Here is a 15,729-nt window from a genome sequence, read left to right as displayed (position 1 = left end):
AACAATATAGCTGTGACACAAAACGCTCTATAATCGTTTTACGCACTCATCCTCTCGATAATAATCGCCGCCTACGGACATAACTGACTCAAGCATGCTACTTACTATTCGTACAATACTCGTTCTCACTTACTTCTTTAGCGTTGCTTTGCTCGGCAGTTGCATCTGTCTTTTTAGGCCCTTCAACCCTGATAACACAAGAATATGCGGGCGACTATTCAGCTGGGGAGCTTTGAAGTTATTGGGCGTAAAAATGACGATAGAGAATAAAGAACTATTGGATAATATGCCCCCCAGCGTTGTTATCGCCAATCACCAAAGCAACCTCGACCTCTTTGTTCACGGCGGTGTCATTCCTAAGCGCTGTGTAAGCGTCGGTAAAAAGAGCCTTAAGTATCTGCCTTTATTTGGCCAGGTTTATTGGCTCGCCGGCAATATCATGATCGACCGTTCCAAAAGTCGTGAATCTATCAATACCATGGCTGAAACAACCGAAGCGCTTAAACACAATAATACTTCGATTTGGGTCTTTGCCGAAGGCACACGTAACGGCGGTAATGATCTGCTACCCTTTAAAAAAGGCGCCTTCCATATGGCTCAACAAGCCTCTGCTCCCATTGTTCCTATTTGCGCCAGTGCCTACCCCAAACATATCAATCTCAATAAATGGCATGCAGGTGAAGTCATTGTCCGAATTCTACCTCCTATCGACACGCATATGGCTGAAGACAAAGATTTGGGCACTTTACTTGAAGACGCACACAGCCAGATGAAAGCGACTATTGATGAGCTAAACCAGAAAGTGAAAAATCGTTCGGATAGAAAATAAATCACTTGCCAGCATTTATGGCAACACATTCAGGCTCTAGCTCTTAGAATATTATCTACTTTGCTATAAACTAGCACTGTACTGAATATTAGATTTTAAGACCATAAAGCCGGACTATGCCGCTAAAAACACACTTCGAAAACTATAAGCGCGTTTTCAGACAGCAGCTCTCTGGTGTCGATGCTTTGCCACAGCTAGCAATTCTTGGCCTGATTGCCGGGTCCTTAACTGCTGGTGTCATCCTGCTTTTCCGCTTCATGATCGAAGTCCCTCTTGCTTATTTTCTTCCTGAAGGTGATCCGGAAAATTTTGAAGGCTTAAGTACCTTTATGCGGGTGGTGATGCCGCTTAGCGGCGCCCTGTTAATCGGCACCATCTGGTATCGTTTGAAGATTAGCCAGCGTAAGGTCGGCGTCGCACTAGTGATGGAGCGTCTCAATTATCATCAGGGTTATATCTCGTTTAAAAGTATGATGACCCAATTTGTCGGTGGCGTGTTAACCATTTTGAGCGGCCAGTCTGCCGGACGAGAAGGACCTGCCGTACATTTGGGTGCAGCAGCTTCTAGCTTACTAGGTCGCTATCTAAACCTACCCAACAACAGTATTCGGACCTTAATTAGTTGCGGCACAGCTGCCGCCATTTCTGCTTCCTTCAACACCCCCATTGCCGGAGTCATTTTCGCTATGGAAGTCGTGATGATGGAATATAGCATTGCCGGTTTTACGCCAGTCATCCTGGCTTCGGTTGCAGCAGCGATTATTTCTCAGGTTTTCTATGGCGCAGACCCTGCCTTCCTCGTGCCCCAGCTGTATATGAACTCTCTGATGGAAATTCCCTATATCATTATCTGTGGCATAGGTATTGGTATTGTTTCAGCCTGCTTTGTTGGCTTGATCAAGCTCACCTTGCGTAATAGCACTAGCAATATTTTCTATCGGATCTCCGCTGCCGGTGCCTTAACCGCCGTTGCGGCAGCATTTGTGCCCGAGATAATGGGGGTAGGCTATGACACTGTAAACCAAACGCTTTTGGGCGAGTTTGGTTTGCTTCTACTGTGCTGCATCGCCGTGGTAAAAATTGTGGTAACGGGCATTAGCATTGGCTTGGGGATGCCAAGTGGACTTGTGGGCCCAATTCTCTTTATTGGTGCAACCGTTGGCGGCGTATTTGGCCTAATCGCTGAATGGATTATGCCTGAAACCGCCTCCTCAGCTGGCTTCTACGCTATGTTGGGTATGGGTGCGATGATGGGTTCCGCGCTACAAGCTCCCTTGGCCGCACTATTAGCCTTATTAGAACTTACGCAAAACCCCAATATAATCATGCCGGGAATGTTGATCATTGTTGTATCCAGTATGGTTGCAAGTGAAGTGTTCAAGCAGCAGTCTATTTTCCTGAGTATATTGAAGGAACAAGGTCTCGATTATCACAATAGCCCGGTTATTCAGGCACTTCGCCGCGTCAGTGTTGGCGCCATTATGACCCGACAATTTAGTCCGACGAAACGGCATATAGTTTACGAGGAAGCCAAGGAAATTTTGCGCCAGGAGCCTAAATGGATACTAATCAATAACAGCGATGGTAAACCAGTTTCGCTTCTTCCCACGGTCGATCTTGCGCACTACCTGGAGGAAAACGAACAGGAGCTGGTCGAGGGTGAGGAGCACCCGATTAAGGAGCGCATCCTGATCGACCTGTTTGAAATCCCGGCACAGCGAAAAGATATTGCCTCTCTCTACTTTCAAGCCACGCTTCAGGAAACCCTTGACCGCTTTACAGAAACTAAAACTGAAGCCTTATATGTCGAGAGAACCAGTGCTCCTACCGTTTCGCGTGTCCTGGGTATCGTCACTCGCGCTGAAGTCGAAAATTATTATCAATACAAAAGGAAATAAACATGCTTTGGGTAAAAAGCTTTCACATTGTTGCTGTTGTATGCTGGTTTGCCGCCTTATTTTACTTGCCCCGCTTATTTGTCTACCACGCTCAGTCAACAGACCAAACCAGCTTAGAGCGTTTCAAAGTTATGGAACGAAAGCTATACCGCGGCATTGGAACCCCTTCGATGATTGCAACGATTGTGCTGGGGCTTTGGCTAATTTCCTATAATGTAGAAGGTTACTTCCACGGTGGCTGGTTACACGCCAAATTAACACTGGTCGCGATTCTTGTTGGCTATCACTTCTATTGCGGCAAGATTCTCAAGCAGTTTGCTAGCGACAATAATACCCGAAGCCACGTATTTTATCGTTGGTTTAATGAGTTCCCGGTATTACTGCTTATTAGCATCGTTATTCTTGTTGTTGTGAAGCCCTTTTAACATGCCGGTCTCGACACTCCCGCAAGGCATATACGGCATTACTGATCCTTCTTTGCTTCCTGGCGAGTCTCTGTTTACCGGGGTAGAAAGTGCGCTTAAAGGTGGCTGCCGTGTTATCCAATATCGGGATAAGCAATCAAAGCCAGATCAGGCGCTTGCCAAGGCACTCCGACTCAAAGCCTTGTGCCATAAGTACCAGGCAGCACTAATCATTAATGACAGCCTGGCCCTGGCCCTCGACAGCGATGCAGATGGGCTGCATCTTGGAAAATCTGACGGCCACTTAAGCGAAGCACGGCAAGCACTCGGCGACAAAAAGATCATTGGCGTTACCTGCCATAGTGACCTGCAATATGCTCAGGACTGTATTAACCAAGGCGCATCATACTGTGCTTTTGGTCGTTTTTTTGAATCACAAACTAAGCCAGAAGCGCCTCCATGTAGCCTGGAAACATTCAAGCAAGCACTGCAATTGAGTATTCCCGTACTAGCCATTGGGGGTATTAGCATAGACAATATTGCTCGCTTCAGAGATACTCCTCCTCATAATATTGCGGTCATTAATAGTCTCTTTGGCCAGGCAGATATCTACCAAGCTGCGCTGGCGCTAAGCGCCGCATTTAAACAAATTCAAACTTATTAATTTAGAAACAGGTTCCAATATGTCTCGATCCGAAGATCTTTTCAACGATGCCCAAAGTGTGATCCCAGGCGGCGTAAACTCCCCGGTGCGCGCATTTAAAGGTGTTGAAGGTACTCCCATTTTCTTTGAACGCGGTGAAGGCGCCTATTTAGTAGATGCCGACGACAAGCGCTATATCGACTATGTCGCGTCATGGGGACCAATGATCTTGGGCCATGCCAACCCGGATGTAATCTCTGCCGTGAAAGCGCAACTAGACCACGGCTTGGGCTACGGTGCGCCAACTGAAATCGAAACCATCATGGCGAAAAAGGTTTGCGAACTTGTCCCTTCTATTGAAATGGTTCGTATGGTGAGTTCGGGAACCGAAGCAACCATGAGCGCTATTCGCTTGGCGCGTGGTTTTACCGGACGCGATAAAATCGTTAAGTTCGAAGGCTGTTATCACGGGCATGCTGACTCGCTACTCGTTAAAGCAGGCTCTGGCGCGCTAACGCTTGGCGTGCCTAATTCACCTGGAGTACCTGCGAGTGTCGCCGAGCATACAATCACCCTTACCTATAATGATGCAGACCAAGTTAAAGCACTGTTTGATGAAATGGGTGACCAGGTTGCTGCGATTATTGTCGAACCCGTTGCCGGGAATATGAACTGCATTCCTCCAGTACCTGGCTTTTTAGAAAGCTTACGAGAAGTCTGTGACAAACATGAAAGTGTCTTGATCTTTGATGAAGTCATGACTGGCTTCAGAACCGCTTTAGGCGGAGCCCAGTCTGTATACAATGTGAAGCCTGACCTAACTACTTTAGGAAAAGTAATTGGCGGTGGTTTACCGGTCGGCGCTTTCGGTGGCCGTACAGATATTATGCAAGCGATAGCGCCTACAGGCCCAGTCTACCAAGCCGGTACTTTATCGGGTAATCCGCTCGCCATGGCAGCCGGTCTAGCTATGCTGAATGCGATATCCGAGCCAGGTTTCTATGAAGCGCTAAGTCTGCAAACCACGAAACTGGTAGACGGCTTAAAAGCAGCTGCTAAAGAAGCCGGTGTGCCAATGACCTTTAACCAGGTGGGTGCAATGTTTGGTTTCTTCTTTACCGAAGCAGAGCAAGTTTCTCGCTTTGATCAAGTCATGGAATGTGACTTGCCTCGTTTCAAGGCTTTCTATCATGCGATGTTAGAAGAAGGTGTTTATCTTGCGCCGTCTGCGTTTGAAGCTGGCTTTGTTTCAAGCGCGCACAGCGATAAGGAAATTGAAGCAACAGTTGAAGCAGCACGAAAAGTGCTCAAGTCTCTTGCTTAGTTTTCTGTAAAACCTTCTAAAATAGTATTCAGAAATAACAGGCCTTTGTCCGTCGTACATAGGCCTTCTTCCTTCATCAAGCCCCTTGTCTTGAGTTCCGTTAACATAGGCTCTAAGACGCTGAGTTCCAGGCCCGTACGCTGAGATAGTAGTGAAGCTGGCACACCTTTCGTCAGACGTAGAACATTCATCATAAACTCGAAAGCTAAATCTTCTTGTGGAATAGCTTGTTCGCCCACTCTAATACTAGGCCCTGAACTGACATCAGAGCGCCTACTAGCAATTGCTTTTAAGTAATCGTTTGGGGTTCGAGTCTTACGGTAGCGATACATTCCCCTAAGCTGCTGAGCATCATCTAGCAAAGTGATTTTAGAGTGTGCACCGGCACCAATGCCAAGATAGTCACCAAACTGCCAGTAATTAAGATTGTGCTTAGCTTGAAAATCTGGTTTCGAGAATGCCGAGACTTCGTACTGCTGAAAACCCTTCTCGCCTAACAATTGCAGGCCATTATTTTGAATATCCCACATCAGTTCATCTTCAGGTAGAGCAGGCGGGTAGCGATAGAACTCGGTATTTTGTTCGATCGTCAATTGATACCAGGATAAGTGATTCGGCCCAAGCGATAATGCACTTTGGATATCATCCATGGCATCATCCAATGTTTGCCCGGGCAAACCATGCATCAAATCAATATTACAGTTAGTAATACCTCCCTCGTGTGCTTGTTCAATGGCCTTCATTGCTTCACTAGCAGAGTGAATGCGCCCAAGCTTTTCCAAATAGCGGTCTTTAAAACTCTGAACACCTAAAGATAGGCGGTTAATACCTGCTTGAGCATAAGCTTGAAATCGCTTCGCTTCAGTCGTACCTGGATTAGCCTCGAGTGTGATTTCGATATGCTCGGCAAAAGGCAATCGCTTATCTATGGCAGGTAGTAAGCGCTGATAAAACTCACCTGACATTAAACTCGGTGTACCGCCACCAAAAAAGATCGATTCAATTTTACGGCCCTGTGCAAATTCCCTATCAAAGTCCAAATCTTCAAGAAGCTTATTTAGATAGGCCTGTTCTGGAATTTCAGCACTGACATGGGAGTTGAAGTCGCAGTAAGGGCATTTGCGTACACACCAGGGAATGTGTACATAGAGACTTAGTGGAGGCAGTGTATTCAAGGCTCAGCCTAAGCCATTGACGCTTTGATTAGCTCAATTTTGTCGAGCAAAGCCTGGGTTGCCTGGCCACGGTGGCTAATTTTGTTTTTCTCTTCTTTCGTCAATTCTGCTGCGGTACATTGTTGATCAGATACCCAAAATACCGGGTCATAGCCAAAACCTTCACTGCCACTCTGAGTTTCAGTAATTCTACCAGGCCAACGGCCATGGCAAATTAAAGGTGTTGGATCTTCAGCATGCGACATATAAACCAGAACACAATGGAATTGCGCTGTTCTTTCTGCCTCGGGAACCCCCCCTAACTTTTTCAAAACCAGGTCGATGTTATCCTGGTCACTAGCTCCCTCACCTGCAAAACGAGCTGAATAAATACCGGGCTGTCCCTGTAAGGCGTCAATCGCGATACCCGAATCATCCGCCAAAGCGGGTAGGCCTGTCATTTTGGCTGCGCAACGCGCTTTAATAATGGCATTCTCAACAAAGCTGAGCCCCGTTTCTTCAGGCGGCTCAAAGTTATAATCTGATTGCGGGCTGACCTCAATATCATGATCAGCCAGCAGTAATTTAAACTCTCGAAGTTTTCCCTGGTTACCCGTAGCTAATACAATTTTCATCTCTGCCTGACCTGCTAATCGTTATAGAAGTTTTGCGTAAACCTCAGTTTTAGTGGCTGTGTTCCACCTTGCGGGTAAACCGTTACGTCAAAGGTCAACAAATCACCCTCGCGATATTGAAGCTGAGCCAGGTAGTAAATAGCATCGCCTTCTATAACTTGCTGGAAAGATAAAAACTGCGACTGGCGAATCTCATTGATCATCTCTGCCTGCACGGAACCACCCACTGCTTTTCGCTTTCCCTCCTTATCGACCTTAATAATACTGATATTAACCAAGCCTAAAGAACGACTTCTAACTAGTTGATACTGCCTTGCAACCTCTTCATCGAGGAAGGTCGAGGCAAAGGCAATATAGTGTACTTCATAATCGCTGCCATCAGGCCCTGGAAATACCTCTTTCTTCTCTGCATTCGCTGCAACAGAAAGAAAAGTCGTGAGCAAAAAAATTAAACTTGTTAAGGTTCGTATCATCGCTGAATTCATACGCTTGAGCCTATTGGATCAGAAAAAGTGAATTATTTACTAATGCGGTATACCGCAAATTCGGCAAATAGATTTGGCCACATGCGCGCAAAACTACTCTGTTCAAACTCTGCATCCACCACTTCGCGGTTCAGGATCTTGATACCTTTTTGAACACAAAGCGCTTCAAAGTCCTTAAAGGTGCAGAGGTGGATGTTCGGTGTGTTATACCAGGTATGCGGCAAAGTTTTCGACATCGGCATTTTGCCATTCCACAAAAGGTAATGGCGGCAACGCCAATAGCCAAAATTTGGAAAGGTAACAATTCCCTGATTTCCGAGACGCATCATTTCATCAAGCATCACATCCGGACGCCGGACTGCCTGTAGAGCTTGCGTCATAATCACCGTATCAAACTGCTGATCGGCAAATTGAGACAGGCCTCTTTTGTCCAGATCATGCTCTATAACATTAACTCCCTTCTCAATGCATCGGGTTATCTGCTCTGACGCAATCTCTAGCCCATATCCAAGGACCTTCTTTTCCTGCTGTAAGTGCGCCAGTAAAGTGCCATCACCACAACCTAAATCGAGCACACGGCTGCTTTCTTTCACCCAGGGTTCTATCAGTCTCAGGTCGGCACGCATTATTTTATCTCCTCAGCAATACGCTTCATATAAGCTGAGAAGATAGCCATATAGCGCTCCGTTGGAATTAAAAACGCATCATGTCCATATTCTGAGTCTACCTCTGCATAACAGACACGTTTACCTGCTTTAGTCATAGCTTCAACCAAACGCTCTGAACGCTCGGGAGAAAAGCGCCAGTCTGTACTAAAGGAAACAACAAAATAGCCACACTGGGCTTTGCCTAGTGCTTTCTCAAGAGAACCTTCTGTTTTTTCAGCCGGGTCAAAGTAATCCAAAGCCCGTGTCATTAATAAATAAGTATTGGCATCAAAGGTTTTTGAGAAGCGCTCACCTTGATAGTTTAGGTAGCTCTCGACTTCAAACTCAACATCATAGCCAAAGTTGAAGGCTTCTTCCTTTAGATCCCTACCAAACTTTTCACCCATTGAGGCGTCAGACAGATAGGTCACATGACCAATCATACGAGCGAGCATCAAGCCTTTCGACGGTATGGTATCTTGGCTGTAATAGTGACCTTGATGAAAATCGGGGTCAGAGGTAATCGCTTTACGAGAGATTTCATTAAAAGCAATATTTTGAGCAGTCAGCTTAGGTGTTGAGGCAATAACCACCGCATGTTTCAAACGCTCGGGATAATTGAGCGACCACGCCAAAGCCTGCATACCGCCTAGACTCCCACCGACCACCGCAGCCCAAACGTCAATGTCTAAACGGTCAGCCAAGCGAGCTTGACTTTCGACCCAATCGTCAACAGTAATAATAGGAAAGTCTGGGCCATAGAGCTCACCGGTTTCAGGGTTGATAGTGTTTGGCCCGGTACTACCACTGCAGCCACCCAGGTTATTCAGGCTCACCACAAAAAAGCGATTGGTATCTATTGGCTTATCTGGGCCTATACACGAGTCCCACCAGCCAGGCTTCTTATCAGATTCCGAATGAAAACCCGCGGCATGATGATCGCCGCTCAAGGCATGGCAGATCAATATTGCGTTAGTTCTGTTTTCGTTCAGCTCGCCGTAAGTTTCATAGACAAGCTCATATTGTTGCAGCGTCTTGCCACTGATCAGATTTAGCGCTTGGTCAAAATGTGCAACTTTCGGCTCAACGATACCTACAGAGTGCATCGCTTGCGCGTTAGAAGTGTTTGGTGAGGAACTGGCAGTTTCAGGCATGCGTTGGATTAGGGCTCTTTATGATGCGTATCAAGAAAAGCGGAGTGTAAACGGCCCTCTAGCGAATGGCAATATCCTGAATACTAATCACATTGCTTGGCGGCGGTGTACTCAGGCTCTGATGTATTTGCTCAACTTCGCTAATTTGCTGATGCGTTCTATCGATCAGTTCTTTCAATTTAGCCTGCTGAACCTTTTTGTCCTTACTCGAACTCGCTAAATTCCTTAAGTGGCTCACACGCTCTTCGAGCATGGTTTTTTGCTCATGAGTATATTGAATAAGCGGTAATAAAGCCTCTTCTGGCCACTGCTTGGCTTGTTTAATAATTTGCAGCTGGATCAGACGCATCTCTGCAGCAAAGGTATTAAAAAAGTGATTTATCAGCACCGATTGTTCCGTCATAAACATTTTAGGTCGTCGACAGAACTTCACCAACTTTGCTTTCAAAGCCTCTAGCGCTTTGCGCTGCTCACCAATTGTAAACTTTCTTGGTTTAAGGTACTTGGCATGAACGTCCGACTTGAAGCGCTTATAAATTGCATGAACCATTTTGTCGGCAATTTTTGCTTCACTCTCGACATTATCGAGTTCTTTATCCATCTTATCGAAAAATTTATTCATCGAGTGAACCAAGCCAACGGTGCTCCAACAATCTTGCATATCACGCTTGGTATGTTTGAGCACTTCTTTCAAGCGCTCTTCACTAACCAATTGCTGCAATACTTCTCCTTGCGACTCCATCAAACGTCGACTAGAGCGTAAAGTGATCAGTTTGCGGTGATAGATATCGTGCTCGGTGTGCGTTTCTTTGGCTAGATTCTGCAACATTTCGGGGCTTAGTACTTCTCTTTCTAGCCCTTCGTGACGCTCGTATAAGTTAGCCAAACGGTCATTCAAAACTGATTGCGAGCCATGCAGCATCTTTTGCAAATCTCGCAGAAGATCTTTGTAAATCGTTGACTCACGCTCGGCAATAATTCGCTTGGAAATTAGCTTCTCCAATTTAGGAAAAGCACTTTTTTGCAATAATGAATGGTCTTTTCTGATTTTAGCAATCAAACCCTGTTTTGCAGATAAAGGCAAAACATCTTCTGCATCCATATTCAGCTGCTTGGCTGTTAGGTGCCGAATTTGCTCAATCGAAGCACTAATATGCGGTTCACCCTGCAGGTCATCCCAGAGCACATCTATTTTATTCAGCACAGCAAAACGACCTGCACGGTGTTCAGACTCATGCACATCGATATACTGCTTCCAGATTGCCATGTCACTGGCTGTAACGCCCGTGTCAGCACTCAGCATAAAGATAACAGCCTGGGCATTAGGAATCATGCTAATGGTGAGTTCGGGCTCTGAGCCTAAGGCGTTTAAACCTGGCGTATCCAGGATACATAAACCTTTGCGTAAGATCGGGCTATCAAGGCTCAATAAAGCATGGCGCCACGCCGGTATTAAGACCTTATCTGAATTCTTGGCGCGTTCCAGCGAGCCTTCATCAAAGCCTAGTTCACGCGCCTGGGCAAAAGAAACCACTCGTGTTTCAGCGATTTGCCTGAGTGTTTCAGCCATCGACTCTTGATTACGAGGATCAATGGGAAAATAACGCCACTCATGGTCGCTCTTTTTTAATTCGCTAATGGTCTGGTTTTGTGATCGGGAGTCGATCGGTAATAGCTTGAGGTAGTTTTTTTTCTGGTGTTGATCGTAGAAAATTTCAGTCGGGCACATGGTCGTACGACCCGCCTGGGACGGTAACATTCTCTGGCCAAAGCTTGAGAATACCAAGGCGTTGATCAGTTCTGTTTTACCTCGGGAATATTCCCCAACCAGGGCTACCGTTAGTAACTCATCGTGTAAAAGCCCTAAACCACGCTGTAAGCGAGCATCGAGTTCGTTACTATACAAGCCAGCATCGACCAACCACTGTTTGTAGCGCTCAACGGAGCTACTCAGCTGCCGCTTCCAATCATGGAAGGCATCAACCTGTTGTGATAAGTCGTTTATAGACATGCAAAGTCACCACTTAACGTGCTTAAAAGCAATCATTCCAGGCGAGCCATTAAAAGCTTCCGCCTATTCCTTCACGATCATAGACCCTTATAGGTAATTTATCTGTGCGGGTATTGGCATTCCCTACACAAAGCTTAGCCCTTAAGACTATCTAAGCGTCAGATCATTCGCATTAAATGGCTCACGACCGTTTCGAGCACCTGAAGCGTAAGAAATGCAAATATTGGTGATAAATCCAAGCCGCCCATAGCTGGCAAGATCTTACGAAAGGGCTTCATCAAGGGCTCGGTAATCTGATTAATCAAGAGTAAGGCTGGGTGCCCGCTGCCGGGTGCAATCCAACTTGCAACGATCATGATAATTAGAGACCAAAAATAGATTTTTATTAAAAAGCTCGCAACCAATATGGCCGATAACAAAACAATATTAATCGGATTCGATATCGCATACCCCAACACCGCAACCTTGATACCAACAGCAACTGTCTGTACTAATATTGCTAGCACCAATGAAGCCAGATCGATGCCCGCTATACCTGGTATTAATCGTCTTAAAGTGATAAGCAAAGGGTTCGTCGCTTTAACAACAAACTGGGAAATGGGGTTATAGAAATCTGCTCGGGAGAGTTGCAAGATAAATCGCATCAAAACAATCATCACGTACAGTGATGACACGGTATCGATCACCAAATTAAAAATTTCTGCAAACATTCTATCCGTCCAAGAATAATAAATCGAAACCCGACAGGGCAGACAAGCTCTAAGGCTATAAAAACCAGGCCCGGTAAGTTTAAGCTATAAGTCGCCTCTAAGGCCAGCCGCTAAGCTACCGGATAATAAGTCCTTTTTAGCAAATTGCTAGTCCGAACTAGGCACCGCCCAAACATTTCTTAAGATAATCGATTATTTTATCCTCAGTAATCGGCTTTGGAATGAAGCTAAGGCCCTGCTCTGCAGCTTGCTCCTGGACTCGCTCCTGAAAATTCGCTGTTAATAAAGCGATTTTCGCGCTTGGGCACGCTTCTTGAAGTTCCGGCGATATCGTCAGGCCATCAACTCCCGGCATATTCATATCTAAAGTAATAAAATCAAACTGACCACTCTGACATAGCTTCAGTGCCTTTCGGGCATCTTCAGCTTCAGTCACACTCCAATCTGGATAGTGCGCACTGATAATAGCTTTCAGCATCAGGCGCGATATGCGACTATCATCAACGAGCATAATACTTTTTTGGGACATTCGTTCATCCTGCAAAATTTGAATTTGCTTTTCAGCTTTGTCTCGTCTTAGAGATCAAAACCTTCGCTTAGAACTTCAGTATAGCTCGAATCACTCACTTGTCTTTTATTTCCTGCTTCAGCTGCCGATCATGATCTTTTTATACAAAGAATATGTTGCCAATTCTACATTCGTATAAGAAAAATTGGCTTAATTTGATTGTTTCTGCTAATTTTTGTGGGCTTAGCTTTTTAATATGCTAAATGGAATCTCGTTGTCCCGGCTTGCCAACGAGAAGCAATCAGTAAGTAACAATGAGAAGAATGTTATGCCGGAAAACCAACAAAAATCCCAAGAAATGACGAATTTCACCCCTTACGTCGAAAAAGACGGTGAGGAGTACATGAACGATGAACAGGGCGAGCACTTTCGCCAAATCCTTTTAGCTTGGAAGCTTGAGCTAATGGAAGAAGTAGATCGTACTGTGCATTATATGAAAGAAGACGCTTCTAACTATGCAGATCCAAGTGACCGAGCGACACAAGAAGAGGAGTTCAGTCTTGAGCTTCGAACACGTGATCGTGAGCGCAAGCTAATCAAGAAGATCGATAAAACCTTAGACCGCATCGAAGATGATGACTATGGCTTTTGCGATTCTTGCGGTGTAGAGATCGGTATTCGTCGGCTTGAAGCACGACCTACTGCAACCCTATGCATCGACTGTAAAACGCTCGCTGAAATTAAAGAGCGCCAAACAGGAATTTAATCCTGATAGATTGGGTGGGAGCTACTCCTACCCAATATCCTTAGATCTATGAGCTCATATCGCGGTCGCTTTGCTCCGTCCCCTACCGGCCCTTTACACTTTGGTTCACTCTTCGCTGCCTTGGTTTCCTATTTAGAGGCAAGGAGAAATTCGGGTACCTGGCTTGTAAGAATTGAAGATATTGACCCCTTACGTGAAGCACCCGGCGCTAGCCAGCAAATTATCGAGACACTTGAAGCCCACCATTTATTCTCGGATGAACCAATAGTTTTTCAATCAGCACATAGTGCTGAATACGAAAGCTTGTTAACAAAACTGGACTTAAGAAAAGCAATTTTCTATTGCCCCTGTAGTCGAAAATACTTGGCTACAAACGGTGGTCGACACAATGAAGCTTGCCTACGCCAGTCTGTCGATAAGCAAAACTGTGCTCAGAAGTTTAGGAATACCGAAGAACTATATTATTGGCATGACGGCATGCAAGGTGAACACTCGTATAAACTAGATGATGATTTTGTTCTTAAGCGTAAAGAAAGCTTTTATGCTTATCAACTAGCTGTGGTTAATGATGATCACCGACAGAATATTACACATGTCGTAAGAGGCTACGACCTACTCTTCTCTACTCCCATGCAATTGGCACTCTATCAAGCGCTTGACTATAAGCCTCCCGAATTCTCTCATTTCCCGGTACTATCTGCTAAAGGTCAGAAGCTGAGTAAACAAAACCACGCGAAGGCCGTCTCTTCTCTCCAAGCCAAAGAGAATTTGAGCTGTATCTTTAGGCTGTTGGGGATTGAGATATCATCAAAATGCTTATCTATCCCTCAAATGCTAGAAACTGCCATTGAACACTGGAACCCTAAAGTTCTCTCACGAGTTAAAGAGCTTCCATCTCCATATTGAGTTTTCGCGTGCCAGCTTTGGTATGAAGTCAAAATAAGTTATGATTCTTCGTCCACACAATAAAGCAACTAAACCTAATTTAAGCAGGGCTACATGCGCCGAATATTAATCATTGAAGATGACATTGATCACCGCGCGGGTTTACAAAATTTTCTAGAAGATGCTTTACACCAGGTTGATGTCGCATCATCAGTCAACGAGGCCGCTGAAACTTATGCGCTACCCTCTTTTGATTTAATCATTTCGGATATCCACCTGCCCAACCAGCCCGGGACAGATATTATAAAATTAGCTCAGGGCGTACCTGTTTTGGTCACTACGGGGCAAGCCAGTTTACGCTCCGCTGTCGACGCTATGAAACTTGGTGCGGCTGATTACCTCGCCAAACCCTTTGACCATAAAGACCTGATTGACATCGTCAACAGCATACTGAAGCAAACTCCCTCTCCCATTCTAGCGAGCGCGACCAGCAATGAAGATGACGATGCAGATAAGCAGATCGGTCAACTAATTTTCGGCCAATGCCAAGCCATGAAGAAAGTGTTCCACTTAATGAAAAAAGTGGCACCTACTGAAGCAACCGTATTAATTCAAGGCGAAACAGGCAGTGGTAAAGAGCTGGCCGCGCGAGCTATCCATAAATTAAGCAATCGTCGTAATCACGAATATATTTGTATCAACTGTGCCGCAATCCCTGAATCGCTAATTGAGTCCGAACTATTCGGTCACGAAAAAGGCGCATTTACCGGGGCAGTAAGCGCTCGAAACGGTCTAATCGAAGCCGCTGATGGCGGCACCTTATTTCTGGACGAAATAGGTGAACTACCACTTGAAGCCCAAGCTCGCTTATTACGCGTTCTGCAAGAAGGGGAAATCAGGCGTGTTGGCTCAACCCAGTCTCGACAAGTTAATGTTCGGCTTATTGCCGCAACTCACCGAAACCTCAAGGCACTTTCTCGTACTGGCCAATTTCGAGAAGATTTGTTCTATCGTCTAAATGTTGTCCAGCTCAAGCTCCCCCCATTAAGAGAGCGAGGCGATGATATTCTTGGTCTTGCAAATACTTTGCTTGCCAAAGCAAGTGACAAGCTTGGCCAAGCAAATATCAAGTTCAGTCCGGATGCAATGAAAGCCGTTCAGGAATATCACTGGCCTGGAAATGTCCGTGAACTTGAAAATGCTATTGAGCGTGGAACCATTCTTTGCGATAACAAGATGATTACCGCTGAATTATTAGATATTGAGTCGGAAGTTGATGATATCAATATTCCAAAGGGATTGATTACACCACAAGTTAATTCCCCTTACAGCGCAGCTTCCCAACTCCCATCTGCCGAAAAGTCTTCAGCCTCCTCTAGCAAAAGCTTATCAATCGAAGACTATTTCCAACAATTTGTTCTCGAAAACCAAGACCATATGAATGAAACAGAACTGGCCAAGCGCCTGGGCATCAGCCGTAAGAATCTATGGGAACGTAGACAGCGACTAGGAATACCTCGCAAAAAGAGCAACTAGAAGTGAGACCTGCCTCACATTTTGTTGCATAAGGAAACACTTACTGTAATTAAGAAAATCACTTTCCTCCAAAAATGTTACCAGGCGTTACCTATCGAAACATATTTACCTGATTTTTTGTCACATTTTAGTATTTTGAC

Annotated in this window: 16 protein-coding genes; 8 read left to right on the top strand and 8 right to left on the bottom strand. The window is 45.4% G+C overall.

What is annotated here, in order from left to right:
- The first annotated feature begins 253 nt into the window (after positions 1 to 253).
- From A3766_RS11770 to hemL, 5 genes are all read left to right on the top strand, one after another.
- Positions 254 to 829, top strand: coding sequence for a 1-acyl-sn-glycerol-3-phosphate acyltransferase (locus A3766_RS11770; RefSeq protein WP_197470098.1), 576 nt, complete (start codon positions 254 to 256; stop codon positions 827 to 829).
- Positions 830 to 945: 116 nt separating this feature from the next.
- Complete coding sequence (locus tag A3766_RS11765; protein WP_068554385.1) at positions 946 to 2,727, top strand: chloride channel protein; 1,782 nt, start codon at positions 946 to 948, stop codon at positions 2,725 to 2,727.
- Complete coding sequence (hemJ, locus tag A3766_RS11760) at positions 2,724 to 3,152, top strand: protoporphyrinogen oxidase HemJ (RefSeq protein WP_304438909.1); 429 nt, start codon at positions 2,724 to 2,726, stop codon at positions 3,150 to 3,152. Before A3766_RS11765 ends, hemJ begins: the two co-directional genes overlap by 4 nt.
- Position 3,153: 1 nt before the next feature.
- Entirely contained in the window at positions 3,154 to 3,795 is a 642-nt protein-coding gene (gene thiE / locus A3766_RS11755) for a thiamine phosphate synthase (protein ID WP_068510028.1), read from the top strand.
- A 19-nt stretch (positions 3,796 to 3,814) separates the two neighbouring features.
- Positions 3,815 to 5,098 (top strand): glutamate-1-semialdehyde 2,1-aminomutase, encoded by a 1,284-nt coding sequence (gene hemL / locus A3766_RS11750; RefSeq protein ID WP_068510026.1) that lies wholly within the window; start codon positions 3,815 to 3,817, stop codon positions 5,096 to 5,098.
- Here the strand turns inward: hemL and hemW are convergent.
- The 8 genes from hemW to A3766_RS11710 all read right to left on the bottom strand — a co-directional run bounded on the left by hemW (position 5,095) and on the right by A3766_RS11710 (position 12,423).
- Positions 5,095 to 6,273, bottom strand: coding sequence for a radical SAM family heme chaperone HemW (hemW, locus tag A3766_RS11745; RefSeq protein ID WP_068510024.1), 1,179 nt, complete (start codon positions 6,271 to 6,273; stop codon positions 5,095 to 5,097). The two genes, hemL and hemW, sit on opposite strands and share 4 nt — an antisense overlap.
- A gap of 8 nt (positions 6,274 to 6,281) precedes the next feature.
- Entirely contained in the window at positions 6,282 to 6,887 is a 606-nt protein-coding gene (gene rdgB, locus A3766_RS11740; protein WP_068510022.1) for an RdgB/HAM1 family non-canonical purine NTP pyrophosphatase, read from the bottom strand.
- Between the two features lie 14 nt (positions 6,888 to 6,901).
- Positions 6,902 to 7,372 (bottom strand): DUF4426 domain-containing protein, encoded by a 471-nt coding sequence (locus A3766_RS11735; protein WP_068510021.1) that lies wholly within the window; start codon positions 7,370 to 7,372, stop codon positions 6,902 to 6,904.
- A gap of 32 nt (positions 7,373 to 7,404) precedes the next feature.
- The gene (metW, locus tag A3766_RS11730; protein WP_068510019.1) at positions 7,405 to 7,998 is read right to left on the bottom strand and encodes a methionine biosynthesis protein MetW; all 594 of its coding nucleotides are present in this window, start codon (positions 7,996 to 7,998) and stop codon (positions 7,405 to 7,407) included.
- Positions 7,998 to 9,173: a homoserine O-acetyltransferase gene (locus A3766_RS11725; protein ID WP_068510016.1), complete on the bottom strand. Its 1,176-nt coding sequence runs from the start codon at positions 9,171 to 9,173 to the stop codon at positions 7,998 to 8,000. Before A3766_RS11725 ends, metW begins: the two co-directional genes overlap by 1 nt.
- A gap of 58 nt (positions 9,174 to 9,231) precedes the next feature.
- A complete protein-coding gene (locus tag A3766_RS11720; RefSeq protein WP_068510015.1) occupies positions 9,232 to 11,184 on the bottom strand; it encodes a dynamin family protein in 1,953 nt (650 codons plus the stop codon).
- 158 nt (positions 11,185 to 11,342) lie between these two features.
- Positions 11,343 to 11,894: a YggT family protein gene (locus tag A3766_RS11715; RefSeq protein WP_068510013.1), complete on the bottom strand. Its 552-nt coding sequence runs from the start codon at positions 11,892 to 11,894 to the stop codon at positions 11,343 to 11,345.
- 157 nt (positions 11,895 to 12,051) lie between these two features.
- Entirely contained in the window at positions 12,052 to 12,423 is a 372-nt protein-coding gene (locus tag A3766_RS11710) for a response regulator (RefSeq protein WP_068510011.1), read from the bottom strand.
- Positions 12,424 to 12,730: 307 nt separating this feature from the next.
- Between A3766_RS11710 and dksA the strand changes: the two genes are divergently transcribed.
- The 3 genes from dksA to A3766_RS11695 all read left to right on the top strand — a co-directional run bounded on the left by dksA (position 12,731) and on the right by A3766_RS11695 (position 15,589).
- Entirely contained in the window at positions 12,731 to 13,168 is a 438-nt protein-coding gene (gene dksA / locus A3766_RS11705) for an RNA polymerase-binding protein DksA (protein WP_068510075.1), read from the top strand.
- A 48-nt stretch (positions 13,169 to 13,216) separates the two neighbouring features.
- Positions 13,217 to 14,074 (top strand): tRNA glutamyl-Q(34) synthetase GluQRS, encoded by an 858-nt coding sequence (gene gluQRS, locus A3766_RS11700; RefSeq protein ID WP_068506845.1) that lies wholly within the window; start codon positions 13,217 to 13,219, stop codon positions 14,072 to 14,074.
- Positions 14,075 to 14,167: 93 nt separating this feature from the next.
- Positions 14,168 to 15,589 carry a sigma-54 dependent transcriptional regulator gene (locus A3766_RS11695; RefSeq protein WP_068553491.1) on the top strand — a complete coding sequence of 474 codons (1,422 nt, stop codon included), beginning with the start codon at positions 14,168 to 14,170 and terminating at the stop codon, positions 15,587 to 15,589.
- The last annotated feature ends 140 nt before the right edge of the window (positions 15,590 to 15,729 follow it).

It is taken from the genome of Oleiphilus sp. HI0132 (genome assembly GCF_001635845.1).
This window is presented reverse-complemented; position numbering and strand designations above follow the sequence as displayed.